Annotated in this window: 20 protein-coding genes; all 20 read left to right on the top strand. The window is 40.2% G+C overall.

Annotated features, from left to right (window positions below; all coding sequences use genetic code 11):
- The first annotated feature begins 37 nt into the window (after positions 1–37).
- The 20 genes from AC2HW8_RS05005 (at position 38) to AC2HW8_RS05100 (ending at position 22905) form a co-directional block, all read left to right on the top strand.
- Positions 38–526, top strand: coding sequence for a SecDF P1 head subdomain-containing protein (locus tag AC2HW8_RS05005; protein WP_302455997.1), 489 nt, complete (start codon positions 38–40; stop codon positions 524–526).
- Positions 527–641: 115 nt separating this feature from the next.
- A complete protein-coding gene (locus tag AC2HW8_RS05010) occupies positions 642–1592 on the top strand; it encodes a Flp pilus assembly complex ATPase component TadA (protein WP_117847451.1) in 951 nt (316 codons plus the stop codon).
- The gene (locus tag AC2HW8_RS05015; protein WP_484327225.1) at positions 1582–2076 is read left to right on the top strand and encodes a stage III sporulation protein AB; all 495 of its coding nucleotides are present in this window, start codon (positions 1582–1584) and stop codon (positions 2074–2076) included. Before AC2HW8_RS05010 ends, AC2HW8_RS05015 begins: the two co-directional genes overlap by 11 nt.
- A gap of 8 nt (positions 2077–2084) precedes the next feature.
- Positions 2085–2279, top strand: coding sequence for a stage III sporulation protein AC (gene spoIIIAC, locus AC2HW8_RS05020; protein WP_015524029.1), 195 nt, complete (start codon positions 2085–2087; stop codon positions 2277–2279).
- A gap of 1 nt (position 2280) precedes the next feature.
- The gene (locus AC2HW8_RS05025; RefSeq protein WP_484327226.1) at positions 2281–2670 is read left to right on the top strand and encodes a SpoIIIAC/SpoIIIAD family protein; all 390 of its coding nucleotides are present in this window, start codon (positions 2281–2283) and stop codon (positions 2668–2670) included.
- Between the two features lie 9 nt (positions 2671–2679).
- A complete protein-coding gene (locus tag AC2HW8_RS05030; protein ID WP_303786449.1) occupies positions 2680–3798 on the top strand; it encodes a stage III sporulation protein AE in 1119 nt (372 codons plus the stop codon).
- Positions 3795–4268, top strand: coding sequence for a stage III sporulation protein AF (locus AC2HW8_RS05035; protein WP_118101989.1), 474 nt, complete (start codon positions 3795–3797; stop codon positions 4266–4268). Before AC2HW8_RS05030 ends, AC2HW8_RS05035 begins: the two co-directional genes overlap by 4 nt.
- A 3-nt stretch (positions 4269–4271) precedes the next feature.
- Positions 4272–4721 carry a hypothetical protein gene (locus AC2HW8_RS05040; protein WP_484327227.1) on the top strand — a complete coding sequence of 150 codons (450 nt, stop codon included), beginning with the start codon at positions 4272–4274 and terminating at the stop codon, positions 4719–4721.
- A 14-nt stretch (positions 4722–4735) separates the two neighbouring features.
- Positions 4736–5278 (top strand): SpoIIIAH-like family protein, encoded by a 543-nt coding sequence (locus AC2HW8_RS05045; RefSeq protein WP_046432207.1) that lies wholly within the window; start codon positions 4736–4738, stop codon positions 5276–5278.
- Positions 5279–5454: 176 nt separating this feature from the next.
- Positions 5455–5892: a MarR family winged helix-turn-helix transcriptional regulator gene (locus tag AC2HW8_RS05050; protein ID WP_046432206.1), complete on the top strand. Its 438-nt coding sequence runs from the start codon at positions 5455–5457 to the stop codon at positions 5890–5892.
- Positions 5892–7199 (top strand): cytidylate kinase family protein, encoded by a 1308-nt coding sequence (locus tag AC2HW8_RS05055; protein ID WP_117519584.1) that lies wholly within the window; start codon positions 5892–5894, stop codon positions 7197–7199. The genes AC2HW8_RS05050 and AC2HW8_RS05055 overlap by 1 nt, the downstream gene beginning before the upstream one ends.
- Positions 7200–7312: 113 nt before the next feature.
- Positions 7313–7792: a transcription antitermination factor NusB gene (gene nusB / locus AC2HW8_RS05060; protein ID WP_117967456.1), complete on the top strand. Its 480-nt coding sequence runs from the start codon at positions 7313–7315 to the stop codon at positions 7790–7792.
- A 1-nt stretch (position 7793) separates the two neighbouring features.
- Entirely contained in the window at positions 7794–8744 is a 951-nt protein-coding gene (locus tag AC2HW8_RS05065; protein ID WP_118101988.1) for a tRNA (adenosine(37)-N6)-threonylcarbamoyltransferase complex transferase subunit TsaD, read from the top strand.
- Complete coding sequence (gene xseA / locus AC2HW8_RS05070; protein ID WP_484327228.1) at positions 8725–9939, top strand: exodeoxyribonuclease VII large subunit; 1215 nt, start codon at positions 8725–8727, stop codon at positions 9937–9939. Before AC2HW8_RS05065 ends, xseA begins: the two co-directional genes overlap by 20 nt.
- A 1-nt stretch (position 9940) precedes the next feature.
- Entirely contained in the window at positions 9941–13465 is a 3525-nt protein-coding gene (locus tag AC2HW8_RS05075; RefSeq protein ID WP_484327229.1) for a DNA polymerase III subunit alpha, read from the top strand.
- Positions 13466–13637: 172 nt separating this feature from the next.
- Entirely contained in the window at positions 13638–14642 is a 1005-nt protein-coding gene (locus AC2HW8_RS05080) for an ABC transporter substrate-binding protein (RefSeq protein ID WP_304002781.1), read from the top strand.
- Positions 14643–14718: 76 nt separating this feature from the next.
- Positions 14719–15684 (top strand): ABC transporter permease, encoded by a 966-nt coding sequence (locus tag AC2HW8_RS05085; protein ID WP_015524019.1) that lies wholly within the window; start codon positions 14719–14721, stop codon positions 15682–15684.
- 2 nt (positions 15685–15686) lie between these two features.
- On the top strand, positions 15687–16490 hold the full coding sequence (locus AC2HW8_RS05090) for an ABC transporter ATP-binding protein (RefSeq protein ID WP_021884199.1): 804 nt from the start codon (positions 15687–15689) through the stop codon (positions 16488–16490).
- 682 nt (positions 16491–17172) lie between these two features.
- A complete protein-coding gene (locus AC2HW8_RS05095; protein WP_046433773.1) occupies positions 17173–17463 on the top strand; it encodes a hypothetical protein in 291 nt (96 codons plus the stop codon).
- A gap of 42 nt (positions 17464–17505) precedes the next feature.
- On the top strand, positions 17506–22905 hold the full coding sequence (locus tag AC2HW8_RS05100; protein ID WP_484327230.1) for an InlB B-repeat-containing protein: 5400 nt from the start codon (positions 17506–17508) through the stop codon (positions 22903–22905).
- The last annotated feature ends 3 nt before the right edge of the window (positions 22906–22908 follow it).

Raw genomic sequence — 22908 nt, forward strand, 5'->3', positions numbered from 1 at the left:
ATGTTGTTATATAATTATAATGAAAGGGGTACTTAAAATGAAAAAATATTTGATTTTAGCTGTTGTAACTTTACTTGCTGTTGCATTATCTGCTTGCAGCGGAAATGTAAAAAGTAACGATACTTCTGCTGAAAATACAACTACTCAGGTTTCAACCTCGGTTAATGAAACAGTTCAGACATCAAATGCTGAATTGCCGAAAATTTATAATCCGACCAATGTAGAAATCCGTGATAATGAAGACGAAAACAAAGTTATTATTGAGTCCTCTCAAATCGAGTATGTGTGTTTGCTTGATGATATTAACGGTATGGTGTTAAATATGAAGCTTACAGCTGACGGAACTGATAAGTTTGCAGACTACACTAAAAATAATATCGGTTCTGCTGTTCGGTTTGTTATTAACGGAAAGACGGTTTCAAACCCGTATATAAATGTTGAAATTACTGACGGCAATATTAATTTTACAGGTGATTACACTAACGAAGAATATGCTGCTATCTTTAGTGAAATAAAAAGCAAATAAAACAATTTTCAATCCTCCGATTTATGTCGGGGGATTTTTTTTGCCCTTTTGACATATGACTGTGCTTGTCTGCATAGTATTTATTGTACAAACTCTTTTGGGAGGAATTTAAAATATGCTTGCTGAACAAAACGAAAAGAGATTTACGGCGGCACTCAACTGCCTTTGCAAGAATATTTCACGCAGACTTTTACCGCTTGCACCTAAATTAGCCGATTCGGTTCAGGAAATCAGATTGAGACTTTCACGACCGCTTGCACTTGTCTGTCCCGACAATACATACTACCTAACGCAAAACGGCGGACTTAGCAATACAATCCTTGACGGTGCAATGCTTGTTGTGTCAAAAGCCGATATTGTCGATACCTTCAACAACATTTGCAACTACTCCGTGTATAACAGACAGAACGAAATTGTAAACGGCTTTGTCACAATGTACGGCGGTCACAGGGCAGGAATCTGCGGAACAGCGGTCGTAAACAACGGAAAAATTGTGAATATCCGTGACATAACCTCAATCAATGTCCGCATAGCAAGGGAGCATAAGGGTTGTGCGGATTCTCTTTATAATAAGATAATTGCCGTTTCGGGAGGTGTTCTCATATGCGGAGCACCTTGCAGCGGAAAAACAACCGTACTTCGTGACCTTGCAAGACTTCTGTCAACCAAGGGTAAGAAGAATGTTGCCCTGATTGATGAAAGAGGAGAGCTTGCAGGTACGGCATCGGGTAAATTTCAGAATGATATCGGAATGTGCGATGTCTATGATTCATACAACAAGAGCGAGGCAATGCTTCACGCAATCCGCAGTATGGCACCCGAAATTGTTATCTGCGATGAAATAGGCTCAAAAGAAGATATCTATGCCGTTGAAAAGTCGGTCAACTGCGGAGTTCGGATAATTTCATCAACACATTGTGCAAATGAATACGAACTGAAACAGAAAGCAAACATGGTTTCACTCATGAAAACGGGTGCATTTCAAACACTTGTGTTTCTGTCAAATCGAACCCACGCAGGTGAAATTGTGAAAATATCGCAGGTAGGTGACAACTTTGCCGTTTAAACTCATAGGATGTTTGCTTGTTGTCTGCACGGGTACAATGATAGGTTTTGTTTTGTCGGGTAGGTTATACAAACGCAGAGATTTTCTGAAATCATTCACGGAATTTATATCATTGCTTGCAACAAATCTTCGCTACAACGGTGATGATATCTTCACTCTGGTTAATTCCTGTGCAGAAAACTCAAGCCTTGATTTATTGCTTTTTTCAGAATGTAACAGACCTTTTGACGAATTGTGGCTTGAAAGGGTAAAACAATTATCTTCTGAAATACCGCTTTCAAAATCCGACATTTCAATGCTGAACGATTTCGGAGGTCAGCTCGGAAAAACCGATACGGAGGGGCAGTTAAAACATCTTGAACTCTACGAGGTGTCATTTTCAAAACAGCTTTCATCAGCCCTTGATGCCATAACAAAAAAATCAAAGCTATATAAAACAATGGGATTTTTTGCAGGAAGTGCAATCGCCCTTATGATGATTTAGAGGTAGTAATGGATGTTGAGCTTATTTTCAAAATTGCCGCTGTCGGCATAATTGTTGCGGTTCTTACCCAACTTCTCATACGAAGCGGTCGAGAGGAGCAGGCAATGCTGACCTCGCTTGCCGGACTTATAGTTGTGTTAACGCTGATAATAACGCAAATCAGCACTCTGTTCAACACAATAAAACAGCTTTTCGGTTTTTAATATGAATATTCTGTCAATTTCCGTGCTTGCCGTTGTGACCGTAATAATCTGCGTAATGCTCAAACCGAAAAATGCGGAAATTTCCGTTATGCTCGGTATAAGCTGTTCCGTTATTATTTTAATCGGCGTGCTTACTCAGATTTCGGCTATCGTTACAACAATCAATCAAATCATAGCCTCATCGGGAATAAGCATTGACTACATAGTAATTCTGCTGAAATCAATCGGAATATGCCTTGTCACCGAGTTCGCCGTGAATACCTGCAAGGATTCGGGCAGTCAGTCGCTTGCGTCAAATGTTTCACTTGCAGGAAAAATTATGGTTACGGTAACGGCACTTCCGCTTTATTCGGATATTTTAAAAACCGTGTTGTCACTTGCAGGCAATTGAGGTGAAGAAGTGAAAAAAAGTGTTGTAATAATTACTGTCGTGTTTGTGCTTATCGCCCTTTCATGCGTTTGTGCAAACGCTGAAGAAGGTGAAATGATTTATGATATGTCAAATGTTTTTGATTCGCTGTCCGACGATATAAAGCAAAGCCTTCAGAATATGGGCGTTGATTTGGGGGATTTTTCAAAGCTTGCCAACCTGTCTTTTGAAAATGTAATGGGCGAAATTCTCTCGCTTGCACTCGGCAACATTTCTTCACCGCTCAAAGGTCTTGTCAATATAACCGCCCTGCTTTTGCTCTGTTCCGTAATCAGCGCCTACAACGGTTCGCTCTCCTGCGATATTTCAAACTCGTTGAATATAACCGCAACGCTCTGTATAACCTGTGCCGCAGTAGTCCCCGCTGTCGGAGTCATCGCATCAACGGGTTCGGTAATCTGCACCGCATCAAATATAATGCTTGCCTATGTTCCTGTTATGGCTGTAATTATGGCAAGCTCGGGTTCTGTGGCAGGTTCGGCATCATACTATGCCGTTATGATAGGGGCAGGGGAGGGTGTGTCACAGCTTTCATCAAAAATAATCGTTCCTCTGCTCAATATGTTCCTCGGTCTGTCAATAACATCATCCGTGTCGCCGTCCGTAAATCTCAGCGGTTTTATGTCAATGATTTCAAAGAGCGTAAAGTGGCTTTTGGGCTTTGCTATGACAATCTTCACAGCCGTTCTGACATTCAGACAGCTTATAAGCGTTTCGGTTGACAATGTTTCAACCCGTGCTGTAAGGTTTACCCTCAATTCATTTATCCCGATAGTCGGTTCGGCACTTTCGGATGCCTACAAGGTAGTTCAGGGCAGTATCGGACTTTTGAAATCGGGAATAGGAATAATAGTGATTTTGTCCGTTACAATTGTGTTTATGCCAGTGATTTTGCAGGGAGTAATGTGGATGTTAACCCTTTGGATCGGCAAATCAACGGCAGAGGTTCTCAATCTAAACGGTCCGGCAAAACTGCTTGAAAACATATCGTCTGTCTTTTCAACTCTCATAGCCGTTTTGCTGTGCATTATGTCAATTTACATTCTTTCAACGGCGGCGGTAATTATGCTTGGCGGAGGTTCATCATGAGCGGACTTTTTACGGTTGTTGTTGTAATGTGTGCGTCTGCGTTAATATGCTCGCTTGTTCAGACCTTTGTTACAGATGGCAGTACAAAGAAAATCATCAGCCTTGTTTTAGGAGCTTTTATTATCTGCTGTATGGTTGTTCCCGTAAAAAGTGCCGTATCGTCATTTAATACCGATATTGAGGAAAAGCAAAATTCTGTTAAAGAAATATCGACAGATGATGAGGCATACAGCAATGCTGTTATAAAGCAGACGGAGATAAATCTTGAAACTGCATTAAAAAATCTTCTTTTACAGAATAATATAACAATCAAATCGTGTGACATAATTTTGAGCAGAGTTGAAAACAACGGCATAATCATAGCGTCAATCAGCATATATATAGACAAAGAATTTGTTCGGTACACAAATCTTGTATCGTCAATTGTTTATGACAATTTCGGAATTACACCAAACATTATGACGGAGTGAATTATGGAAGACAAAACAAGTTCAAAGCTGAAACCAATGCTCGACAGTAAAAAAATAAGAAATATCATAATCGTTGTCGGTCTTATCGGTATTGGTTTAATATTTCTTTCAAACTGGGTTGATTTCGGTTCTTTGACATCAGGAAAAGGAGATGAAGCATTTTCCGTAAAAACATACAGCACAAAAATAGAAAATGATTTGCAGACGGTGATTTCAAAAATTCAGGGAGCAGGCAAGACGGAAGTTTTGCTCACAATGGAAAATTCCGTTGAATATGTTTATCTTGACAACAGCACCACCAAAACAAAGGAAATTGAACCTTTGATAAGAGGAGTGCTTGTAGTGTGTGAAGGCGGTGATGATCCTGTTGTGGTTGAGCGTGTCACCGATGCAGTCACAAAAGCGCTTGATATTTCAACAGCAAAAGTATGTATTACAAAATTATCAGAATAAAGGTCGGGAGTAATATGAAATCTAAGAAAAAATATATCGTTTTTGCATCACTTGTGCTTGCACTTTCAGCGGCTGTGTACATAAACTGGCAGCTTTCGGGGGCAAAAACTCCCAAAAGTGCCAAAGAACTCGGAGCGGCATCATATGTCAGTGCAACCGCTTCGGCGTCGGATGATGAGGTACAGCAGACGGCGGCACTTTCAAACGAGAGCAAAAGCTATTTTTCAGCCGAAAGGACAAAGCGGCAGGCAACTCAGGATAAAATAATTGATGATGCAAAAGAAATTTTCAATCTTGAAAGCTCGTCTGATGCCGACAAAAGCGAGGCTGAAAAGAATGTTGAAGAGCTTCTAAAAACCTTTACAATTCAGGACAGCATTGAAAGTATTGTCAAAGCCAAAGGATTTTCAGAATGCCTTTGCTATATAAGCGATCAAGGTGTGTCGGTAATTGTTCCGAAATCTCAGCTTGACGATACATCTGTTCTGATTATTGACGATGCCGTGGTTACTCATTATGAGGTTGATTATGACGATATATCGGTAATAGGGGCATGAAATTAGCAGAGGGCATAGTGTCCTCTGCTTTTTTTATGCATAAAAATATTCCTATGTTCACAAAGAATACTGCGCAATAGGCTGAAATTTTTCCGGAAACTTGTCAATCGATTTAAACGGATATATAATTAGAATTATAACAATTAGAATTAAAACTATTAAAGAGAGGGTTGTGTATGAAAGAGTCAATTCACTATCTGCTGATGTCTGACCATATGCTTGTGCAAAAGGCACTTCTCGGCAGTATCAAAGAATCGGGACTTACATTGGGTCAGCCGAAAATACTCGATTACCTAAAAGACCATAACGGCTGTGTACAAAAGGATATTGCGGCAGGCTGTCACATTGAGCCTGCGTCCATAACCGTGATTTTGCGTGGTATGGAAACCAAAGGCTATATCGCAAGGAAATCTCTTGGCGGCGACAGAAGGTCACTCTATGTTTTTCTCACCGATAAGGGAAAAGAGTATGTCCGATATCTCAATGAAAAATTTGACAGCGTAGAAAGTATTGCAACAGACGGCTTTTCAGAAGAAGAAACGGAAGTGTTCCAAAGTCTGCTTGCAAAAGTGTATGAAAATATGACAAAGCATTTTGAAAAGGAAGTTATGTAATGAATTTAAAAAATATGAAAATCAGATTGCCGATGTATTTTATCGGTCTTTTTATAATGACAATCGGAATTGCACTTTCGGTAAAATCAAATCTCGGTGTATCTCCCGTAAGCTCAATCCCATACACAATGACCTGCATATGGGGCATAGAAATGGGCAAGGCAACAATCATATTCCACATTGTTCTTGTGTTCATTCAGTTTTTGTTACTTCGCAAAAACTTTAAATTAATAACCCTTTTGCAGATTCCCGTAGGCGTTATCTTCGGCTATTTTACAACATTCTGCAACTACCTTGCATCATTCTTTCCGACACCCGATAATCTTATTGTCAGAATCTTAATGGTGCTTGCAAGCTCCGTTATTGTCGCAGTCGGAATTTTTCTGTATCTTCCTGCCGATGTTATTCCGCTCGCAGGCGAGGGTGTAATGTCTGCTGTTTCACAGGTTACAAAAATCGAATTTTCAAAGATAAAAATGGGTTTTGATATCACTATGGTGGTAGTGTCGGCAGCGGCTTGTCTGATTATGATTCACAGCCTTGGCAGTGTCGGTGCAGGAACAGTAATTGCGGCATTTCTTGTCGGATTTATTCTCGGCATTATCAACAAAGCTTTCGGAAAATACAGAGATAAACTTCTTAAAAAGACTCCGTCCGTTCAGGTTGATGAAAAAACTGATGATGAGCAGAATCCTACATATGTAATCACCGTGTCAAGGGAATACGGCAGCGGCGGCAGACAGATTGCAAAGGCACTTGCCGAAAGTCTTGGGTTTAAGTATTACGATAACGAGCTGATAAAACTTGTTGTTGAGAAGAGCGGCTATTCTCCTGATTTTATTGAAAAGAATGAACAGACAATTAAAAATCCTTTACTTCACGATTTCTTTGCGTGGTACGGCGGACCGCTTGATACCGCAAATATGCCGAATGTCGAAAGCCTTTTTAACCGTGAAAAAAATGTAATAAAAACCATTTCACAGAATGAATCCTGCGTAATAGTCGGCAGACTTGCAAACGAGATTCTCAAAAACAAAAAGCATACATTCAATGTATTTGTATCAGCCGATGAAAATACCGAGGCAGAGAGAATTTCCGAAAGGGATAATCTTTCCGTAAACGATGCTCTTAAAAAGGTCAGAAAGGTAAACCGTGAAAGAGCCGACCATTGCAAATACTTTACATCTTCCGAATGGGGCAATGCAGATAACTACGATTTGTGCATAAAGTCCGATACATTCGGCTGTGATGAGAGCACTAAAATTATTGAAGAGTTATTCAGAAAGAAATTTCCGAAATTCAAATGATTTGTCACAGATATCTTTGTCAATTCTTATTTACATTCAATTTCAGTTATGGTATAATCTTGATGATAATAACTACCTTTATTAAATTAATTTAACGAAAAGTTGGGCTTAATATGGATAATGAAATGAACAATGTAACTAATGATATTGAAGTTAATGATATTTTTGAGGAAGAGGTTAATCTTACAAGAAGTGAGTCGAGAGAGCAGGCTTTTATGCTTTTGTTCTCAAAGTCTTTTGACGATGAGCCTCTTGAAGAAACAATAGATGATAATTCTGAAATGTTTATAGGCGGTGTTTGCGCATATGCTCAGGCTGTAGTTTCCGGCATTGAGGACAAGCATGAGGAGATTGACGAAATCATTGCAAGCCACCTGAAAAAGGGCTGGACTCTTTCAAGAATTTCAAAGCCGTCGCTTGCTATTCTTCGCCTTGCAATCTATGAGATGAAGTATCTCGACAATGTTCCGCAGAGCGTTTCAATCAACGAGGCTGTTGAACTTGCCAAGAAATATACAATTGACGAGAGCAAATTTGTAAACGGTATTCTCGGCACATATTCCCGTGAATTTTCGGGAAAGTCGGAGAAGTGATATGAGCCTTTTTCTCGGAATTGACACTTCAAATTACACAACATCAACCGCCCTTTACGACAGCAAAACGGGCGAAATGGTTCAGCAGAAAAAACTTCTTCCCGTAAAAGAAGGTCAGCTCGGACTTCGTCAGAGTGACGCTGTGTTTCACCACACAGCACAGCTGCACACGCTTATTGAAGAACTTTTGAAAGATGTTGATACAAGCAAAATAGCCGCAATTGCGGCGTCAAGCCGTCCAAGACCTGTTGACGGCTCATATATGCCGTGTTTCACCGTTGGAGAGAACACGGCAAAAATTTTATCTTCCGCAATGAAAATCCCTCTCTACACCTTTTCGCATCAGGAGGGACACATCTCGGCGGCGCTGTTTGGCTCGCAGAGGACAGATCTGTTTGATAAGCAGTTTATCGCTTTCCATGTCAGCGGAGGAACAACCGAGGCAGTATTTGCCAAGGGCTTCGGCACGGGCTTTTCCGTTGAACTTGCGGCACACACACTCGACCTTAATGCAGGACAGGCGATTGACCGCACAGGACTTATGCTCGGTTTAAAATTTCCGTGCGGTCCTCAGCTTGAACAGCTTGCCCTTAAAAATACAGAAAAAATCAAGGTGAAACCAACTCTCAAAGGTTGCGATTGTTGCCTGAGCGGAGTTGAAAATCTTTCTAAAAAGCTGATTGTCGAAGGCAAATCTCCCGAATATGTTTCGGCATTCTGTCTTAAATATATTGAACAGACCTTGTCCGAAATGACCAAGCGACTGCTTGAAAAATACGGAGAACTTCCATTGCTCTTTGCAGGCGGAGTAATGTCAAATCAAATAATAAAAAATTCTTTTGAAGAAAAATACAATGCAATATTCGCACCGCCGCAGTTTTCGGCAGATAACTCGGCAGGAATTGCATATTTAGGATACAGGAAGTATAACGATGTACACACCCGAGTTTAGCAAACCACGAGTTTTAAGTGTTTCACAACTGAATTTCTATATAAAGTCAATTATTGAAAATGACGCAAGGCTGAATTTTGTCTTTGTTACGGGTGAAATTTCAAACCTTACCGACCACTACAGAAGCGGACACATCTACCTTTCAATCAAAGACGAAAAATCCGTTATAAGAGCCGTAATGTTTGCCGGCAATGCCCGTAATTTAAAGTTCAGACCGACCGACGGAATGAAAGTAATCTGCCGTGGCAGAGTTGCAGTCTATGAACCCACAGGTCAGTATCAGCTTTATATTGAAGATATGCAGCCCGACGGCATAGGTGCGCTTTCGCTTGCTTATGAACAACTTAAAAAGTCGCTTGCCGAAAAAGGACTTTTTGCTCCCGAACATAAGAAGAAAATTCCGCCGTTTCCGAATTCAATCGGTGTAATTACTTCTCCCACAGGTGCGGCAGTTCAGGATATTCGCAACATTCTTTCAAGAAGATTTCCGTTTGCCGACATAATTATGTGTCCCGTACTTGTTCAGGGCGAGAATGCTTCAGCCCAACTTATTGACGCCGTACAGAAACTTGATAAATACAACGCCTGTGATGTTATCATAATCGGCAGGGGCGGCGGTTCAATTGAAGATTTGTGGGCATTTAATGATGAAAACCTTGCCTATGCAATCTACAACTGTAAAATTCCCGTAATTTCCGCTGTCGGTCATGAAACCGATTTTACAATCTGTGACTTTGTATCCGATCTCAGAGCGCCGACTCCGTCTGCGGCGGCAGAGCTTGCAGTTCCCGATACTGCGGAGCTTGTCGATTACTATAAATCGCAAAAGCAGTATGTTTCGTCAATGGCAACATTGAAATTAAGGCAGGAATATAATGCTCTTACAGAATTAAAAACAAGACTGTCCGTTGTATCACCACAACAGAGAATTTTTGAATATGAAAAATCTCTTGAACTTTGCAAAACGAAAATACAGCATTTTGTTCAGGAAACAATAAATAAAAAAATAGCCGATATCACAAAGACAGCCGCTAAACTTGAAGGACTCAACCCCGTTAAAATTCTTTCAAGAGGTTATTCGATTGCCGAAAAAGACGGTAAGGCGGTAAATTCCGCAAAAATGCTGAACAGCGGAGATGAATTTACACTCCGTTTTTCAGACGGTGAAATAAAGGCAAAAGCAACAGGTGAGTAAAATGGCATTTACACATTTACATCTTCATACAGAATACAGTCTGCTTGACGGTGCCTGCCGTCTGAGCAGACTTGCAAAAGCCGCAAAGGAAAAAGGAATGACTGCACTCGCAATCACCGACCACGGTGTAATGTACGGTGCAGTCGATTTTTATAAGGAATGCAAAAAGCAGGGTATAAAGCCGATAATCGGCTGTGAAGTGTATGTTGCACCGCAAAGCCGTTTTGACAAGACCACATCCTACGGAAAATACTATCATATGGTTCTGCTCTGCAAAAATCATACAGGCTATCAGAATCTTATCAAGCTTGTGTCAAAGGGTTTTACGGAGGGATTCTATACAAAGCCGAGAATTGATGATGAACTCCTTGCCGAGTATCATGAGGGCTTAGTCTGCCTCTCTGCCTGTCTGGCGGGTGAAATTCCTCAAAAGCTCCTTGACGGTGATTATGCCGGTGCAAAGTCAAAGGCAGAATTTTACCGTGATATATTCGGGAGTGAGAACTTTTTTATAGAGCTTCAAGACCACGGAATTGAGGAACAGAAAAGGATAATTCCAAGCCTTATAAAAATTGCCCGTGAAATCGGTGTTGACATTGTTGCAACAAACGATTGTCACTATATCGAAAAACAGGACAGCACGGTTCACAATATTCTTCTCTGTATTCAGACCAACCGAACAGTCAATGACAGCGACAGAATGGAGTTCAAAACTTCGGAATTTTATCTTAAAACAGAAGATGAAATGCGTGAGGTGTTTGCAAGTTACCCCGAAGCAATCGACAATACACAGAAAATTGCCGATATGTGCAATGTGGATTTTGAATTCGGTGTACGCAAGCTTCCGAGATTTGATGTTCCTAATAATGAAGATCATCTGCATTATTTCAGAAGAAAATGCTATGAGGGGCTTTATAAACACTATGGCGAGAATCCCGACAAAGCTCTGATTGACCGACTTGAATATGAAATCAACACGGTGTCGCAAATGGGTTTTGTAGATTACTACCTCATTGTAAATGACTTTGTAAGCTACGCAAAATCATGCCAAATTCCTGTCGGACCCGGCAGAGGCTCGGGTGCAGGTTCACTTTGTGCCTACTGCATAGGCATAACCGCAATCGATCCGATAAAGTACAATCTTCTTTTTGAAAGATTTCTCAATCCCGAAAGAGTCAGTATGCCCGATTTTGATGTCGATTTTTGTAAGGAACGCAGGGGAGAGGTTATCGACTATGTTGTGCGTAAATACGGCGAAGATCATGTTGCACAGATAATTTCGTTCGGTACAATGGCGGCAAGAGGTGCAATCCGAGATGTCGGAAGGGTGCTTGAAATTCCGTATGCGACAGTAGATTCTGTTGCAAAGCTTGTTCCTATGGAACATGATATGACAATCGAGGAAGCGCTGAAACTGAGTCCCGATCTGAGAAGTCGCTGCAATAACGATCCGCAGATAAAAAAACTGCTTGATGTTGCAATGAGCATTGAGGGAATGCCCCGTCACGCAACAATGCACGCCGCAGGAGTTGTAATCACCGATAAGCCCGTCAGCGACTATGTTCCGCTGTCAAAAAATGACGATAATGTTGTAACACAGTTCACCATGACGGCACTTGAAGAACTCGGTCTTTTAAAAATGGACTTCCTCGGGCTCAGAAACTTAACCGTAATCAATGATGCAGAAAAGCAGATAAAACATAAAAATCCCGACTATAATCCCGATATGGTCGATGAAAATGATAAAAAAGTTTTTGAAATGTTTTCAAAAGGATACACGGAGGGTGTGTTTCAGTTTGAAAGCCAAGGAATGAAAAATGTTCTCACTCAGCTAAAACCGGAGCGAATTGAGGATCTTATAGCTGTTACGGCTCTCTATCGTCCCGGACCTATGGACAGCATTCCCGCTTATATTGACTGTCGTCACAATCCGTCGCATATTCGTTACAAACATCCGCTTTTAAAGGAAATTCTCGGAGTTACAAGCGGTTGCATAATTTATCAGGAACAGGTTATGCAGATTTTCAGAACGCTTGCAGGCTACAGTCTCGGCAGAGCAGACATAGTGCGCCGTGCAATGAGCAAGAAAAAACTTGCCGTAATGGAGTCGGAGCGTGAAATATTCATTCACGGTCTTACTGATGATGACGGCAATATCATAGTTGAAGGATGCATTCGCCGTGGGGTTGATGAAAAAACGGCAATTTCCGTTTATGATGAAATGGAAAGCTTTGCACACTACGCTTTCAACAAATCCCATGCGGCGGCATATGCCAACATTTCCTACAAAACTGCATGGCTCAAATGCCACTATCCCCGTGAATATATGGCGGCTCTGCTTTCAAGTGTTCTTGATAATCAAAATAAACTTGCGTCATATATTACTGAGTGCAAACGGCTCGGAATCCGTGTATTACCGCCTAATGTCAACGAAAGCAATCTTCATTTTACAGTCAGCGGAAACGATATCCGTTACGGACTTCTTGCCGTTAAAAATCTCGGCAGAAATTTCATAGATGAAATCATCTCGGAGCGCATAAACAATCCTTATGAAGATTTCTTTGATTTCTGCAAAAGGCTCTACGGCAGAAATATGAACAGCAGAGCAATTGAAAGTCTGATAAAATGCGGTGCATTTGACGGACTCGGAGCAAATCGCAGACAATTGCTCGCAATCAGTAAAACCGTTCTTGACGATGTTGAGTATGAAAGCAGAAGAAATGCGGGCGGTCAGATGTCGTTTTTTGATGACGCAGAAGTTGATGCTCAATCATCAAAGCCTAAAATTCCCGATTTGCCCGAATTTCCCGTTTCTGAACTTTTGCATATGGAAAACGAAATTGCGGGAATGTATCTCAGCGGTCATCCGCTCGATGAATACACAACTTTTTCAAAAGCAATCCATGCCGACAAAACGGGCGATATAATCAATAATGACAGCGGTATGTATTTTGACGGGAAAAAAGTCAGCCTTGTCTGCATAGTTGCAAAGCTGAAAACCCAGCTTACAAAAAATAACAGGATTATGGCTTTTGTCAATGCCGAGGACAGATACGGAATGCTTGAAATCGTGATTTTCCCGAATGTATATGAAAAATATTCCGCACTCCTCGGTGCAGGCGGTGCGTTGCTGTTCCGTGGAACTGTCAATTTAAAAGAAAACGAAGAGCCGAAAATCATCTGCGATTCCATAGCGTCTGCCCGTACAAACGAGGATTGCAAAAATAACCCTGTTGCAATGAAAAACACAGAACATTTTTCGCAAAATTATCAGATGCAAGCCGTGAAAAATGATACACAAAAGCCTTATGCGTTGTATTTGCGTATTGATGACCTCAATACCGACAAATACAACCGTGCAAAGCGTGTTCTTGATATTTTTGACGGCAGAACGCCTGTTATTTTCTATCTTACCGACACTAAAAGAAAGGTGAAAGCCCCCTCGTCAATGTGGGTTGATATCAATCCTGTAATGATAAAAGAACTCAAATATCAGCTTGGTGACGAAAATGTGGTGGCAAAATAACCAAAAACAAACTTTTATTTCAGTTATTTGTAATAAAAAGTAGTGAAAGCTATTGAAAATTTCGTTTTTTTGTATTATAATTTATGTTGTTAAAACACTTTATTGCATAAAAGTGCAGAAGTATATGATGCTTTACAGCGTGAAAGTGCTGAAAGCTTAGGAGGAAATTAAAATGAAAAAAGCTAAAAAAATTGTCGCAGTTGCTCTTGCGGCGGCTTCCATGTCACTCGCATTTGCAGGATGCGGCGGTTCTGCAGAAAGCTCAAAGGCAGATAATTCAGGCACGGACGGTAAGGTTTACAATATCGGTATCTGTCAGCTTGTTCAGCATGAGGCTCTTGATGCCGCAACAAAAGGCTTTAAAGATTATCTTACTGAGAAACTCGGTGCAGACAATGTAAAGTTTGACGAGCAGAACGCTCAGGGTGATTCCGCAACCTGCGCTACAATCTGTAACCAGTTTGTTTCTTCAAACTATGACCTTATTCTCGGTAATGGTACTGCCGCACTTCAGGCAGCATACACAGCAACACCGAATATTCCGGTTCTCGGTACCTCAATCACAGACTACGGCACAGCGCTTGACAAGTCTGATTGGAACGGCGTTTCGGGTATGAATGTTTCGGGTACAACAGACCTTGCTCCGCTTGATCAGCAGGCGGCTATGCTCAAGGAGCTTTTCCCCGATGCAAAGAATGTCGGAATTCTCTACTGCTCGGCTGAGGCTAACTCAAAGTATCAGTGCGATACAATCACTCCTTATTTCAAGGATGCAGGCTATACTGTAAAATCATATTCATTTGCAGATTCAAATGATGTTGCCGCAGTTGCAAAGACTGCCTGTGACGAGAGCGATGTTCTTTACATTCCGACAGATAACACAGCGGCATCTAACACAGGTATCATCGACAATGTTGCCACAGCCGCAAAAACTCCTATTGTTGCCGGCGAAGAAGGCATCTGCAAGGGCTGCGGTGTTGCAACACTTTCAATCAGCTATGACGAACTCGGCAGAAAAACAGGCGAAATGGCTTACAACATTCTTGTAAAGGGTGAGGACATCACAAAGATGAAGGTTGAGGCTGCTCCGAATGTAACAAAAGAATATATCAAAGATCGTTGTGACACATACGGAATCAAAGTTCCCGACGGTTACACAGAAATCAAAGCAGAATAATTCATATTCAGAAAAATAATATTGGCAGGGGTGCCGTGCAAGCGACACCCCGATATTTTATGTATAGGTGGTTTTTATGGATTTTTTAGCAAACTACTTCGGTTCTCTTAATCCAATGAGCTTTTTATCCGCACTTCCGGGTAATATTGCTCAGGGTATAATCTGGGGACTTATGGGACTCGGTGTATTTCTCACCTTTAAGCTTTTGAACTTTGCCGACCTCAGCGTTGACGGTTCATTTGCAACAGGCGGTGCAGTAACCGCAGTTATGCTCATCAACGGCTGTCCCGTTTGGGCAACAATCATCGTAGCAATCCTTGCAGGTCTTGCGGCAGGTCTTGTAACGGGACTTCTTCACACGCTTCTCGGAATCCCCGACATTCTCGCAGGTATTCTCACACAGATTGCTCTTTATTCAATTAACCTGAATATTATGGGAAAATCAAACCTCCCAATCAGCTACAGAAACTATACGCTTGTTGTTTCTGCAAGTAATATAAATATGGCAATTCTCGTAGGTCTTGGAATTTGTGCCGTTGTAATTGCCGCAATGTATTGGTATTTCGGCACGGAACAGGGTTCAACAATCCGTTCAACAGGCTCAAACCCTGCAATGAGCAAGGCACAGGGCATTAACATCAATTTCACAAAGGTAATTGCTCTTGCACTTTCAAACGGACTCGTTGCACTTTCGGGTTCACTTTTTGCTCAGTATCAGGGTTTTGCGGATATCAACATGGGCAGAGGCGCAATCGTAATCGGTCTTGCCGCTGTAATCATCGGTGAAGTTCTCGGTGAGGCAATTTTCCGCAAGCACATGAATTTCATCATCAGAATGGTCTTTGTAATTGTCGGCGGTATTCTTTATTATATCGCAATGGGCATCGTCCTCTGGCTCAAGATGCCGACAGACGATACAAAGCTCTTCACGGCAATTATCGTTGCAATCTTCCTTGCAGTTCCGTATCTCCAGAAAAAGAGAAAGACTTCATTCAAGAAAGTTGCAAAAATGAATGCTAAAAACGCACAGAAGGAGGGTTAAGAATGCTTGAAATCAAGAATGTATGGAAAACCTTTAATAAAGGCACAGTAAACGAAAAACAGGCACTCTGCGGAGTTAATCTCACCCTCAATGACGGCGATTTTTGTACGGTAATCGGCGGTAACGGTGCAGGCAAATCAACAACACTCAACGCAATTGCAGGCGTGTGGCCTGTTGACTGCGGTCAGATTCTCATTGACGGCAAGGATATTTCCGCATTGCCCGAGCATAAAAGAGCGCCGTACCTCGGCAGAGTATTTCAGGACCCGATGACAGGCACGGTAGCCGATATGGAAATTATAGAAAACCTCGCAATTGCCGCAAGACGAGGCAAAAAAAGAGGACTTTCGTGGGGTGTAAAGGCTGACGAAAGATTCCGTTACCGTCAGATGCTTGCAGAGTTCGACCTCGGACTTGAGGACAGAATGTCCTCAAAAGTAGGACTTCTCTCTGGCGGTCAGCGTCAGGCAATAACACTCCTTATGGCAACAATCAAAAAGCCAAAGCTTCTCCTGCTTGACGAGCATACAGCAGCCCTTGACCCGAAAACAGCCGCAAAGGTGCTTGAGCTTTCAGACAAAATTATTGCCGAAAACAACCTTACGGCACTTATGGTAACTCATAATATGCATGATGCAATTACTCACGGCAACCGTCTTATTATGATGAGTGACGGCAAAATTATCCTCGATATCTCAGGCGAAGAAAAGAAAAATCTTACGGTTGAACACCTACTCGAGATGTTTGAAAAAGCAAGCGGTTCAAAGCTTGAAAACGACCGTATGCTTTTAAGTAAGGATAAATAATCAAAATCATATAATCTCAAACAAAATGCCCGACACCGCAGTCGGGCATTTTTATTTGTATATTAAACTATGCACGGTTACCCGTAGCTGTCTCCGTCGGACTGCCGTCACGCAAAGGCGGAAAATTTTCCGTCAAACTGATTTTACAATGTTACTGTACAACATTCAAATATTGAACTTTCAGCAAAATAACATTATTAAATTTGTAACACACGGCATAACAATTTCTTAATCGGAATAATTAAAAACACCGATATATAGACGAATTCTACAAAAAACGCACCATAACTTGTGCATAACATAAAAATATCTTGTCAAAACGGCAAAACTGAATGTAAAAACAAACACAAAACTATCACATTAAACAAACACAATAAAATTATTGCAACCTAATTGAAAAAATCAATCTAAAATGGTACAATCTACTATAAAAAATATGGGTTAGTGTTCACATTTTGACTGAAACAAGCTCAAGGACACATTTTTTAGCTAAAGACACGGCACTTTTTGTAAATTAACAACAAAATCCCGTGGCTTTGCCGATTATATTTCACCGTTGGTCAGGCGGTAAAGGTCGACCCCGAACCTAACCAAAACCAAAATATTCGGTTATGGAGGTAATATTTATGAAAACAAAAATTCTCATTTAGGCAGAAGCACTGTTTCCGTCATCCTTGCGGTAATGATGCTTCTGTCAACAATGCTTATCGGCACTGTTTCAACAGTTAATGCAGTAGGTGCAAAGGATGGTATTATCCCAAAAGGTGAAAAGTTATATTATGATTTTTCAGCGTGTAAACCTACCGAATTAAATTATATAAGTCAAGTTCAGAGTAATAATTGGAAGTGGGATTATCTTAGCAAAGGCAATGTACCTAATGATTATATTCTTACGACAACAATTGAATCAGATATGGATTTTAATAAACCAGGAAATGGTTCATTAGGTAAGGCATGTGTAAACAACCAATAGAAAGAACCTTTGAAAGTTACAGTTCCGGAAAATGGACAAAATTTGATTAAAGTATCTGCTGACGGTAATAGTTATACTTGGAGCACTTATTCAGATTCTAATTCAGTAGCACAAAGCGTATCACTTACAGCTTCGCCTGCAACTGTTACATCAGGTGGCAGTACAAAACTTACTGCAACTTTGACGAAAAAAGCAGCAGGTGTTGATAAAGTAACTTATACTTTTACTGATGCAAGTAACAAAACTGTTGGTACAGCGACAACTTCTGATACTACTGCATCAATTGACGTTACTCCTTCGGCAACAACTACTTATACTGTATCTGTTTCAGCTGATAACTATACTTCTGTTTCAGATACTGCAACAGTAACTGTTAAAACTACTCCTAAGGCTGAGTTGTTATATGGAACAAGTGGAGATCCTCTTAACTCTACAACATCTTTTTCAATGACATATGATGCTGAATCTGATTGTTTTTATTATGTTGTAGATAGTAATCTTTATAACAACAGTTTCCGCTTTAGATTTAGCTATAATGGCATACAGTACGGTGCAGCTTGGGAAACATATCCTGAGAGTAAAACTGTAAATGTTGACGGTGACAAAGTAGATGTCAACAATAATGTTAATAATTGGGATAATAAACCTGGTTGTAAGGTAGGTAATGCAACATCTAAATTTACAATTTGGTTTGATGCTAATAATTTAAAAACATGGATTGTTAACGCAGAAGCTCCAAAATACACTGTAACTTATGGTGTAAATGATGAAGCTATGGGTTCTGTTAAAGCTACATATGCTGATTCAACTTCAATCGGTACATCACCTGCTTTTGTTGAAAAGGGCAAGTCTGTAACTTTCACAGCAACCCCAAACGAAGACTACGCAGTAGAGGGTTGGTACAGAGATGCTGACTGCAAAAACGCAATTACTGATGCCGGCACTAAGACTTATTATGAGGAAACAGTAAATGCAGATACTAATGTATATGTAAAATTCAAGTCTACCGCTATTGATCCCGAGTACAGACTTACAGGTGATCTGTCAGCAATTAAGGGATGGAAAGGTTATAATAGTGCTTTAAAATTCGATACCGCTGAATCGGACGGTTCATATAGTAAAATAATTACTGTTACAGATGATGATGTAAATGTAAATAATCGTAAGTATTTTAAGCTGATTAAGTTGGATAATGGTTCGGACAAATATTATGGTCCGAACGAAGGTACATATGATATTATTTCGAGTAATTCATCAGTTACAGCGTATAACACATACGAAAATTCAGGTCAAGGTAACGACTTCTTTTTTAGTAAACCAGGCACATACAAGATTCATTATATTGTAAAGACTGATAAAAATGCACCAAGTGTTTGGGTAGAGGAAAATACCACAAAATACAATGTTATTGTAGCAGATAGTATAAAGTCAATTGCGTCTGTTGATAAGACAGAGTTTGCAAAAGGCGAAAAGGTTACTGTTACTGCAACTCCTGAAACTGGCAAAGTTCTTGACAAAGTAACTGTTGTGGGTGAAGACGGTAGTACTCCAATTGAAACCACCGTAAGTGGCAACAACGCAACATTTACAATGCCTGCTCAGAATGTTACCGTAAAAGAAGTAACATTCCGTAAAGCAAAAACATGCACAGTAACATTCAATTCAAACGACCCAACATTCGGTACTGTTTCCGCTAAACGCAACGGAACAAATCCACTCACTTCCGATACAAAAGTAACCGAGGGCGATACAGTAACATTCACTGCAAAACCAACCAGTGGCTACGCTCTTTCCGACTGGACTGTAACGGTTAATAATGGCACACCAGAAACTCGTACCGAACCTTCACTTTCTCTTGAGATTACAGCTGACACAACCGTAACCGCTAACTTTGAAGAAGTAACCGTCACTCCGTCAGGCTATTATCTTCTCTGTGGCACAGACCCGACATTCCAAACAGGAAATTATAAATCTGTTCCTCTTTATGAAAATGAAAAGGGTGAATACTACGCAGCCTTTAATGCAGCCGATGTTCCCAAGGATAAGGAGTATTTTATCATTTTTTCTAAAGAAAATAATACTTCCGGTATAATTAATGATAGTAGTGAAAATATTAAAATTATTAATGTTAGTGATAAGGGATTCTCTCTTGATAACTATAACGCGAATGTACAACAACCGGCTGGTGGCTCATATGGTGTAAAATTTGCAAAAGTTTACATTAACGGTGATAGTGATGTTACCGGCTTTACCATTAATATAAACAATCTTGATTTAAATTCAAAGAAAATCACATACTCTGCTGAGCCTAAGTTCAAAGAGGCTCCTAAAAATGCAGTAAATATATTTGCTAAAAACGGTACTATTGCCACGAACGGTACACAGGATTATGGTGTAACAAAAGTTACAAGCGGTGTAATTGATTCAACAGGTTCGGAAAAAGCCGGTTATACAAAATATATGGCTGTTAAAGGTTCAATCATAACTGTTCAGACAACCGTTAATAAAGCTTATAAAGAAGCAGGCTACTATGTTTATGCTTATTGCGTAAATGGTAAAACTGTTCCTGCACAGAAGACCGAACCCGGTGTTTATTCTGCAAGCTATACAATAGATGGTACAAATACTGATATTGAAATCACACCTGTTTATTTTAACACTAAAATTGAAGAGGCAGGCGACTACATCACATTCTATGTAAACGCTGATGAGCTTAAAGGTAAATGGGGCGATACGGTAGCTCTTTATACCTATTATTACAAATCTGATGAAGTTAACAATAACAACGCATATAGTGCGACAGCCTACCCGGGACAGCCAATGCTCCAAAACAAGGACGGACTTTTCTATATCAAAGTTCCAAAGTATTACTACGCTAACGGACAAAAACAATATGGTTATAACAATGATACCACTAAGCCATATTCTGTTTCTGGTATGACAATTAACAACTACGGCCTTGAAGGTCTTCATAAAAATCTCAAGGGTGCAAAAGATGCTGACGGAAATGTTGCTAACAGACAGTCATATGACTATAAGGACTTTGCTGTACTTGCAGAGCAGGGCTATGATACAATCATGTTCGATGTAAAGTACAGAAAAGGTACTTCAAACCAGTCTTCACTTCTTGCTGATGCGAAAGATGCTCCTGTTATGACAGACCCAAAAATCGACATTTCAACTTACGGTGATGAAACTCATAATGGCTGGGACGACTTTATTAATTACTTCTCAGGTAATAAAACAGATGTTCTTGGTTACGATCTTGACCCTGCACAGACTCAAACGTTATATGTTGTTTCAACAGGTAACCAGAAAACTACAGTAGGCGTTTGGTCAACTGAGTGGTATGTATTCGATAAAGATGGTAATTTTATTGTACAGGGCAACCCTAATGACTTTATTTTAACTGATAAGGATGTTGCCGAAGGCAGCACAAACAAAATTTGGAATGCCCTCAAGCCTTATAAGGGTGCTGAAACTAAGATTTGTTATGAGTCTGAAATGACTGCAAAAACTTCTAATGAAGATGGAAACGACGGTATTCGTGTTGACGGTCGTTGGTACTACACTAAGGCTGACGATGTTAAGGTAACACTCAAAACAAGGGTAGAATACAGTACAGACCACGGTACAACATTTTTTAAGGACACAAACACAAATCCTGAAAACATCGGCTTTATAGGAAAGGAAACAGGTGTTAAAGCGGCTATTAATGACGCAACATCACATGAATTTCCGTTGAACGCAACAGATGCTGTTCTTACCGCATCTTCTTCAAGCCTTTGGTTATTCAAAGGTTGGTATGCAATAGACGCAGACGGTAATTATATTGAGTACGATAAAGACGCTATGTCTGAAATTGAGCTTGTAACAGGTGCTTACACAGAGTTTGTTGCAAGATATATCAAAATCGGTAGCGGTCAGCTTGTACTTTCGCATACAGCATATGACGGTCCCGATAAGCTTGGCGGTCGTGGCACATACTATATACAAGTTGACCTTACTGACAAGGATGGTAAAACAACTACATATGATTATACGACAGGCAGTATTACTATTCCGATTGCACAGAGTGATCAACCCATTAGTATTAAACTCAAAACAGTTTGTGCAGGCAATAATACGTTTTACAGGTTCTATGAAAAGGATAAAAATGGCAAGTATCTGCCGTTTGGTGGTGAAGATGATAGTGATGTAGGAAAGACAGGAACTGTTGAACATTCGTTTACTGTGAAACCCTCCGATTTGTTCGATTCAAGCGGTCATCAGGTTACTATGGCTCTTAACTACTATTCGGATATTTCTCCTGTAACAGGTGACGCTGTGCTTCACTACAGATATAAGAACCGTTTTGATCAGGACAGAGTTTATACAGTAAAGGTTAAGCTTGACGATAATTATTATGATACCGCTAAAAATGCTTATATTATTGATCCTAATAACCATGATCATCAGAAACTTATTATGGATAATGCTCCTGCTATTGATGACCTTCATAAAGATTGTCTCTGGAGTATCAAACAGCAGACTACGACTATTAACGGTACAAATGTAGTTCTCGACGGTATTCAGACCGGTAAGGAGTTTAATGTAGAATTATCTTATTGTACTGATAAAGCTGCAAATGAAACCGACTTTGCACCGGTATATAGCGGACAACACGCTTTGAATTCCTATATCAAGAATAGTGATACAGGCGACTTCTACAAAACAGCAGCAGAAGTTAACGGCAAAAAGTTCCTCTATTGGTCTGTAGTTTCTGATAATACAAAACGTGAAATTGCAAGATGCTATTCACAGTATTTCAATCTCAGAGTAACTGACAACTTTATTGTAAAACCTATTTACGGTGGAAAGAGTGAGTCCTATATCTCTATCGGTAATGCGACATATACTCGTGAGCAGTACACAGAGGCAGGTATTAACTATGACTATCTCTATGCTGACTTTATAGTTGCATTTATGTCACCTGACGCTGAACTTCTTAATCAGTCATCTAAATACAAAACAGGTGTCATCGTTGAACTTAATCAGAATGCTAAAGTTACAGAAGCTAATGTTAAAGATGGCGGTAAATTTGGCGCTGTAGGTTCTACTGTTGATTACTCTGGTATTAAATTCAATAGTTCATCCGATGAGATTAAAAACCTTGCCACAGGTAATTCTTCCAGCTTGAAGTATACAAATGTAGATGGCGTTAGCAATATTGCTTATAAGTTTGGAATTAATAATTCAGGTTATAACAATAAGAACAGACTTGACTACTATGTTAAGTTTAAGAATACTCAGGCATACAGAAATTATGTTATGAAGGCATACTACTATGTGTATGAGGTTGACGCAAGCGGTAATGCAGTTCCTGGTACTTTCAAAATCACTGGTGCAGTTTACTTTAACCTTTATGACATCGGCAACTCTGAGACAAATACAGATAAGTAATTG

This window comes from Ruminococcoides sp., from assembly GCF_057037865.1.

Coding starts and splice junctions, on each gene's coding strand:
- AC2HW8_RS05005 (WP_302455997.1), top strand. CDS start 38: ATGAAAAAATATTTGATTTTAGCTGTTGTAACTTTACTTGCTGTTGCA.
- AC2HW8_RS05010 (WP_117847451.1), top strand. CDS start 642: ATGCTTGCTGAACAAAACGAAAAGAGATTTACGGCGGCACTCAACTGC.
- spoIIIAC (WP_015524029.1), top strand. CDS start 2,085: ATGGATGTTGAGCTTATTTTCAAAATTGCCGCTGTCGGCATAATTGTT.
- AC2HW8_RS05025 (WP_484327226.1), top strand. CDS start 2,281: ATGAATATTCTGTCAATTTCCGTGCTTGCCGTTGTGACCGTAATAATC.
- AC2HW8_RS05035 (WP_118101989.1), top strand. CDS start 3,795: ATGAGCGGACTTTTTACGGTTGTTGTTGTAATGTGTGCGTCTGCGTTA.
- AC2HW8_RS05040 (WP_484327227.1), top strand. CDS start 4,272: ATGGAAGACAAAACAAGTTCAAAGCTGAAACCAATGCTCGACAGTAAA.
- AC2HW8_RS05045 (WP_046432207.1), top strand. CDS start 4,736: ATGAAATCTAAGAAAAAATATATCGTTTTTGCATCACTTGTGCTTGCA.
- AC2HW8_RS05050 (WP_046432206.1), top strand. CDS start 5,455: ATGAAAGAGTCAATTCACTATCTGCTGATGTCTGACCATATGCTTGTG.
- AC2HW8_RS05055 (WP_117519584.1), top strand. CDS start 5,892: ATGAATTTAAAAAATATGAAAATCAGATTGCCGATGTATTTTATCGGT.
- nusB (WP_117967456.1), top strand. CDS start 7,313: ATGGATAATGAAATGAACAATGTAACTAATGATATTGAAGTTAATGAT.
- AC2HW8_RS05065 (WP_118101988.1), top strand. CDS start 7,794: ATGAGCCTTTTTCTCGGAATTGACACTTCAAATTACACAACATCAACC.
- xseA (WP_484327228.1), top strand. CDS start 8,725: ATGTACACACCCGAGTTTAGCAAACCACGAGTTTTAAGTGTTTCACAA.
- AC2HW8_RS05075 (WP_484327229.1), top strand. CDS start 9,941: ATGGCATTTACACATTTACATCTTCATACAGAATACAGTCTGCTTGAC.
- AC2HW8_RS05080 (WP_304002781.1), top strand. CDS start 13,638: ATGAAAAAAGCTAAAAAAATTGTCGCAGTTGCTCTTGCGGCGGCTTCC.
- AC2HW8_RS05085 (WP_015524019.1), top strand. CDS start 14,719: ATGGATTTTTTAGCAAACTACTTCGGTTCTCTTAATCCAATGAGCTTT.
- AC2HW8_RS05090 (WP_021884199.1), top strand. CDS start 15,687: ATGCTTGAAATCAAGAATGTATGGAAAACCTTTAATAAAGGCACAGTA.
- AC2HW8_RS05095 (WP_046433773.1), top strand. CDS start 17,173: ATGATGCTTCTGTCAACAATGCTTATCGGCACTGTTTCAACAGTTAAT.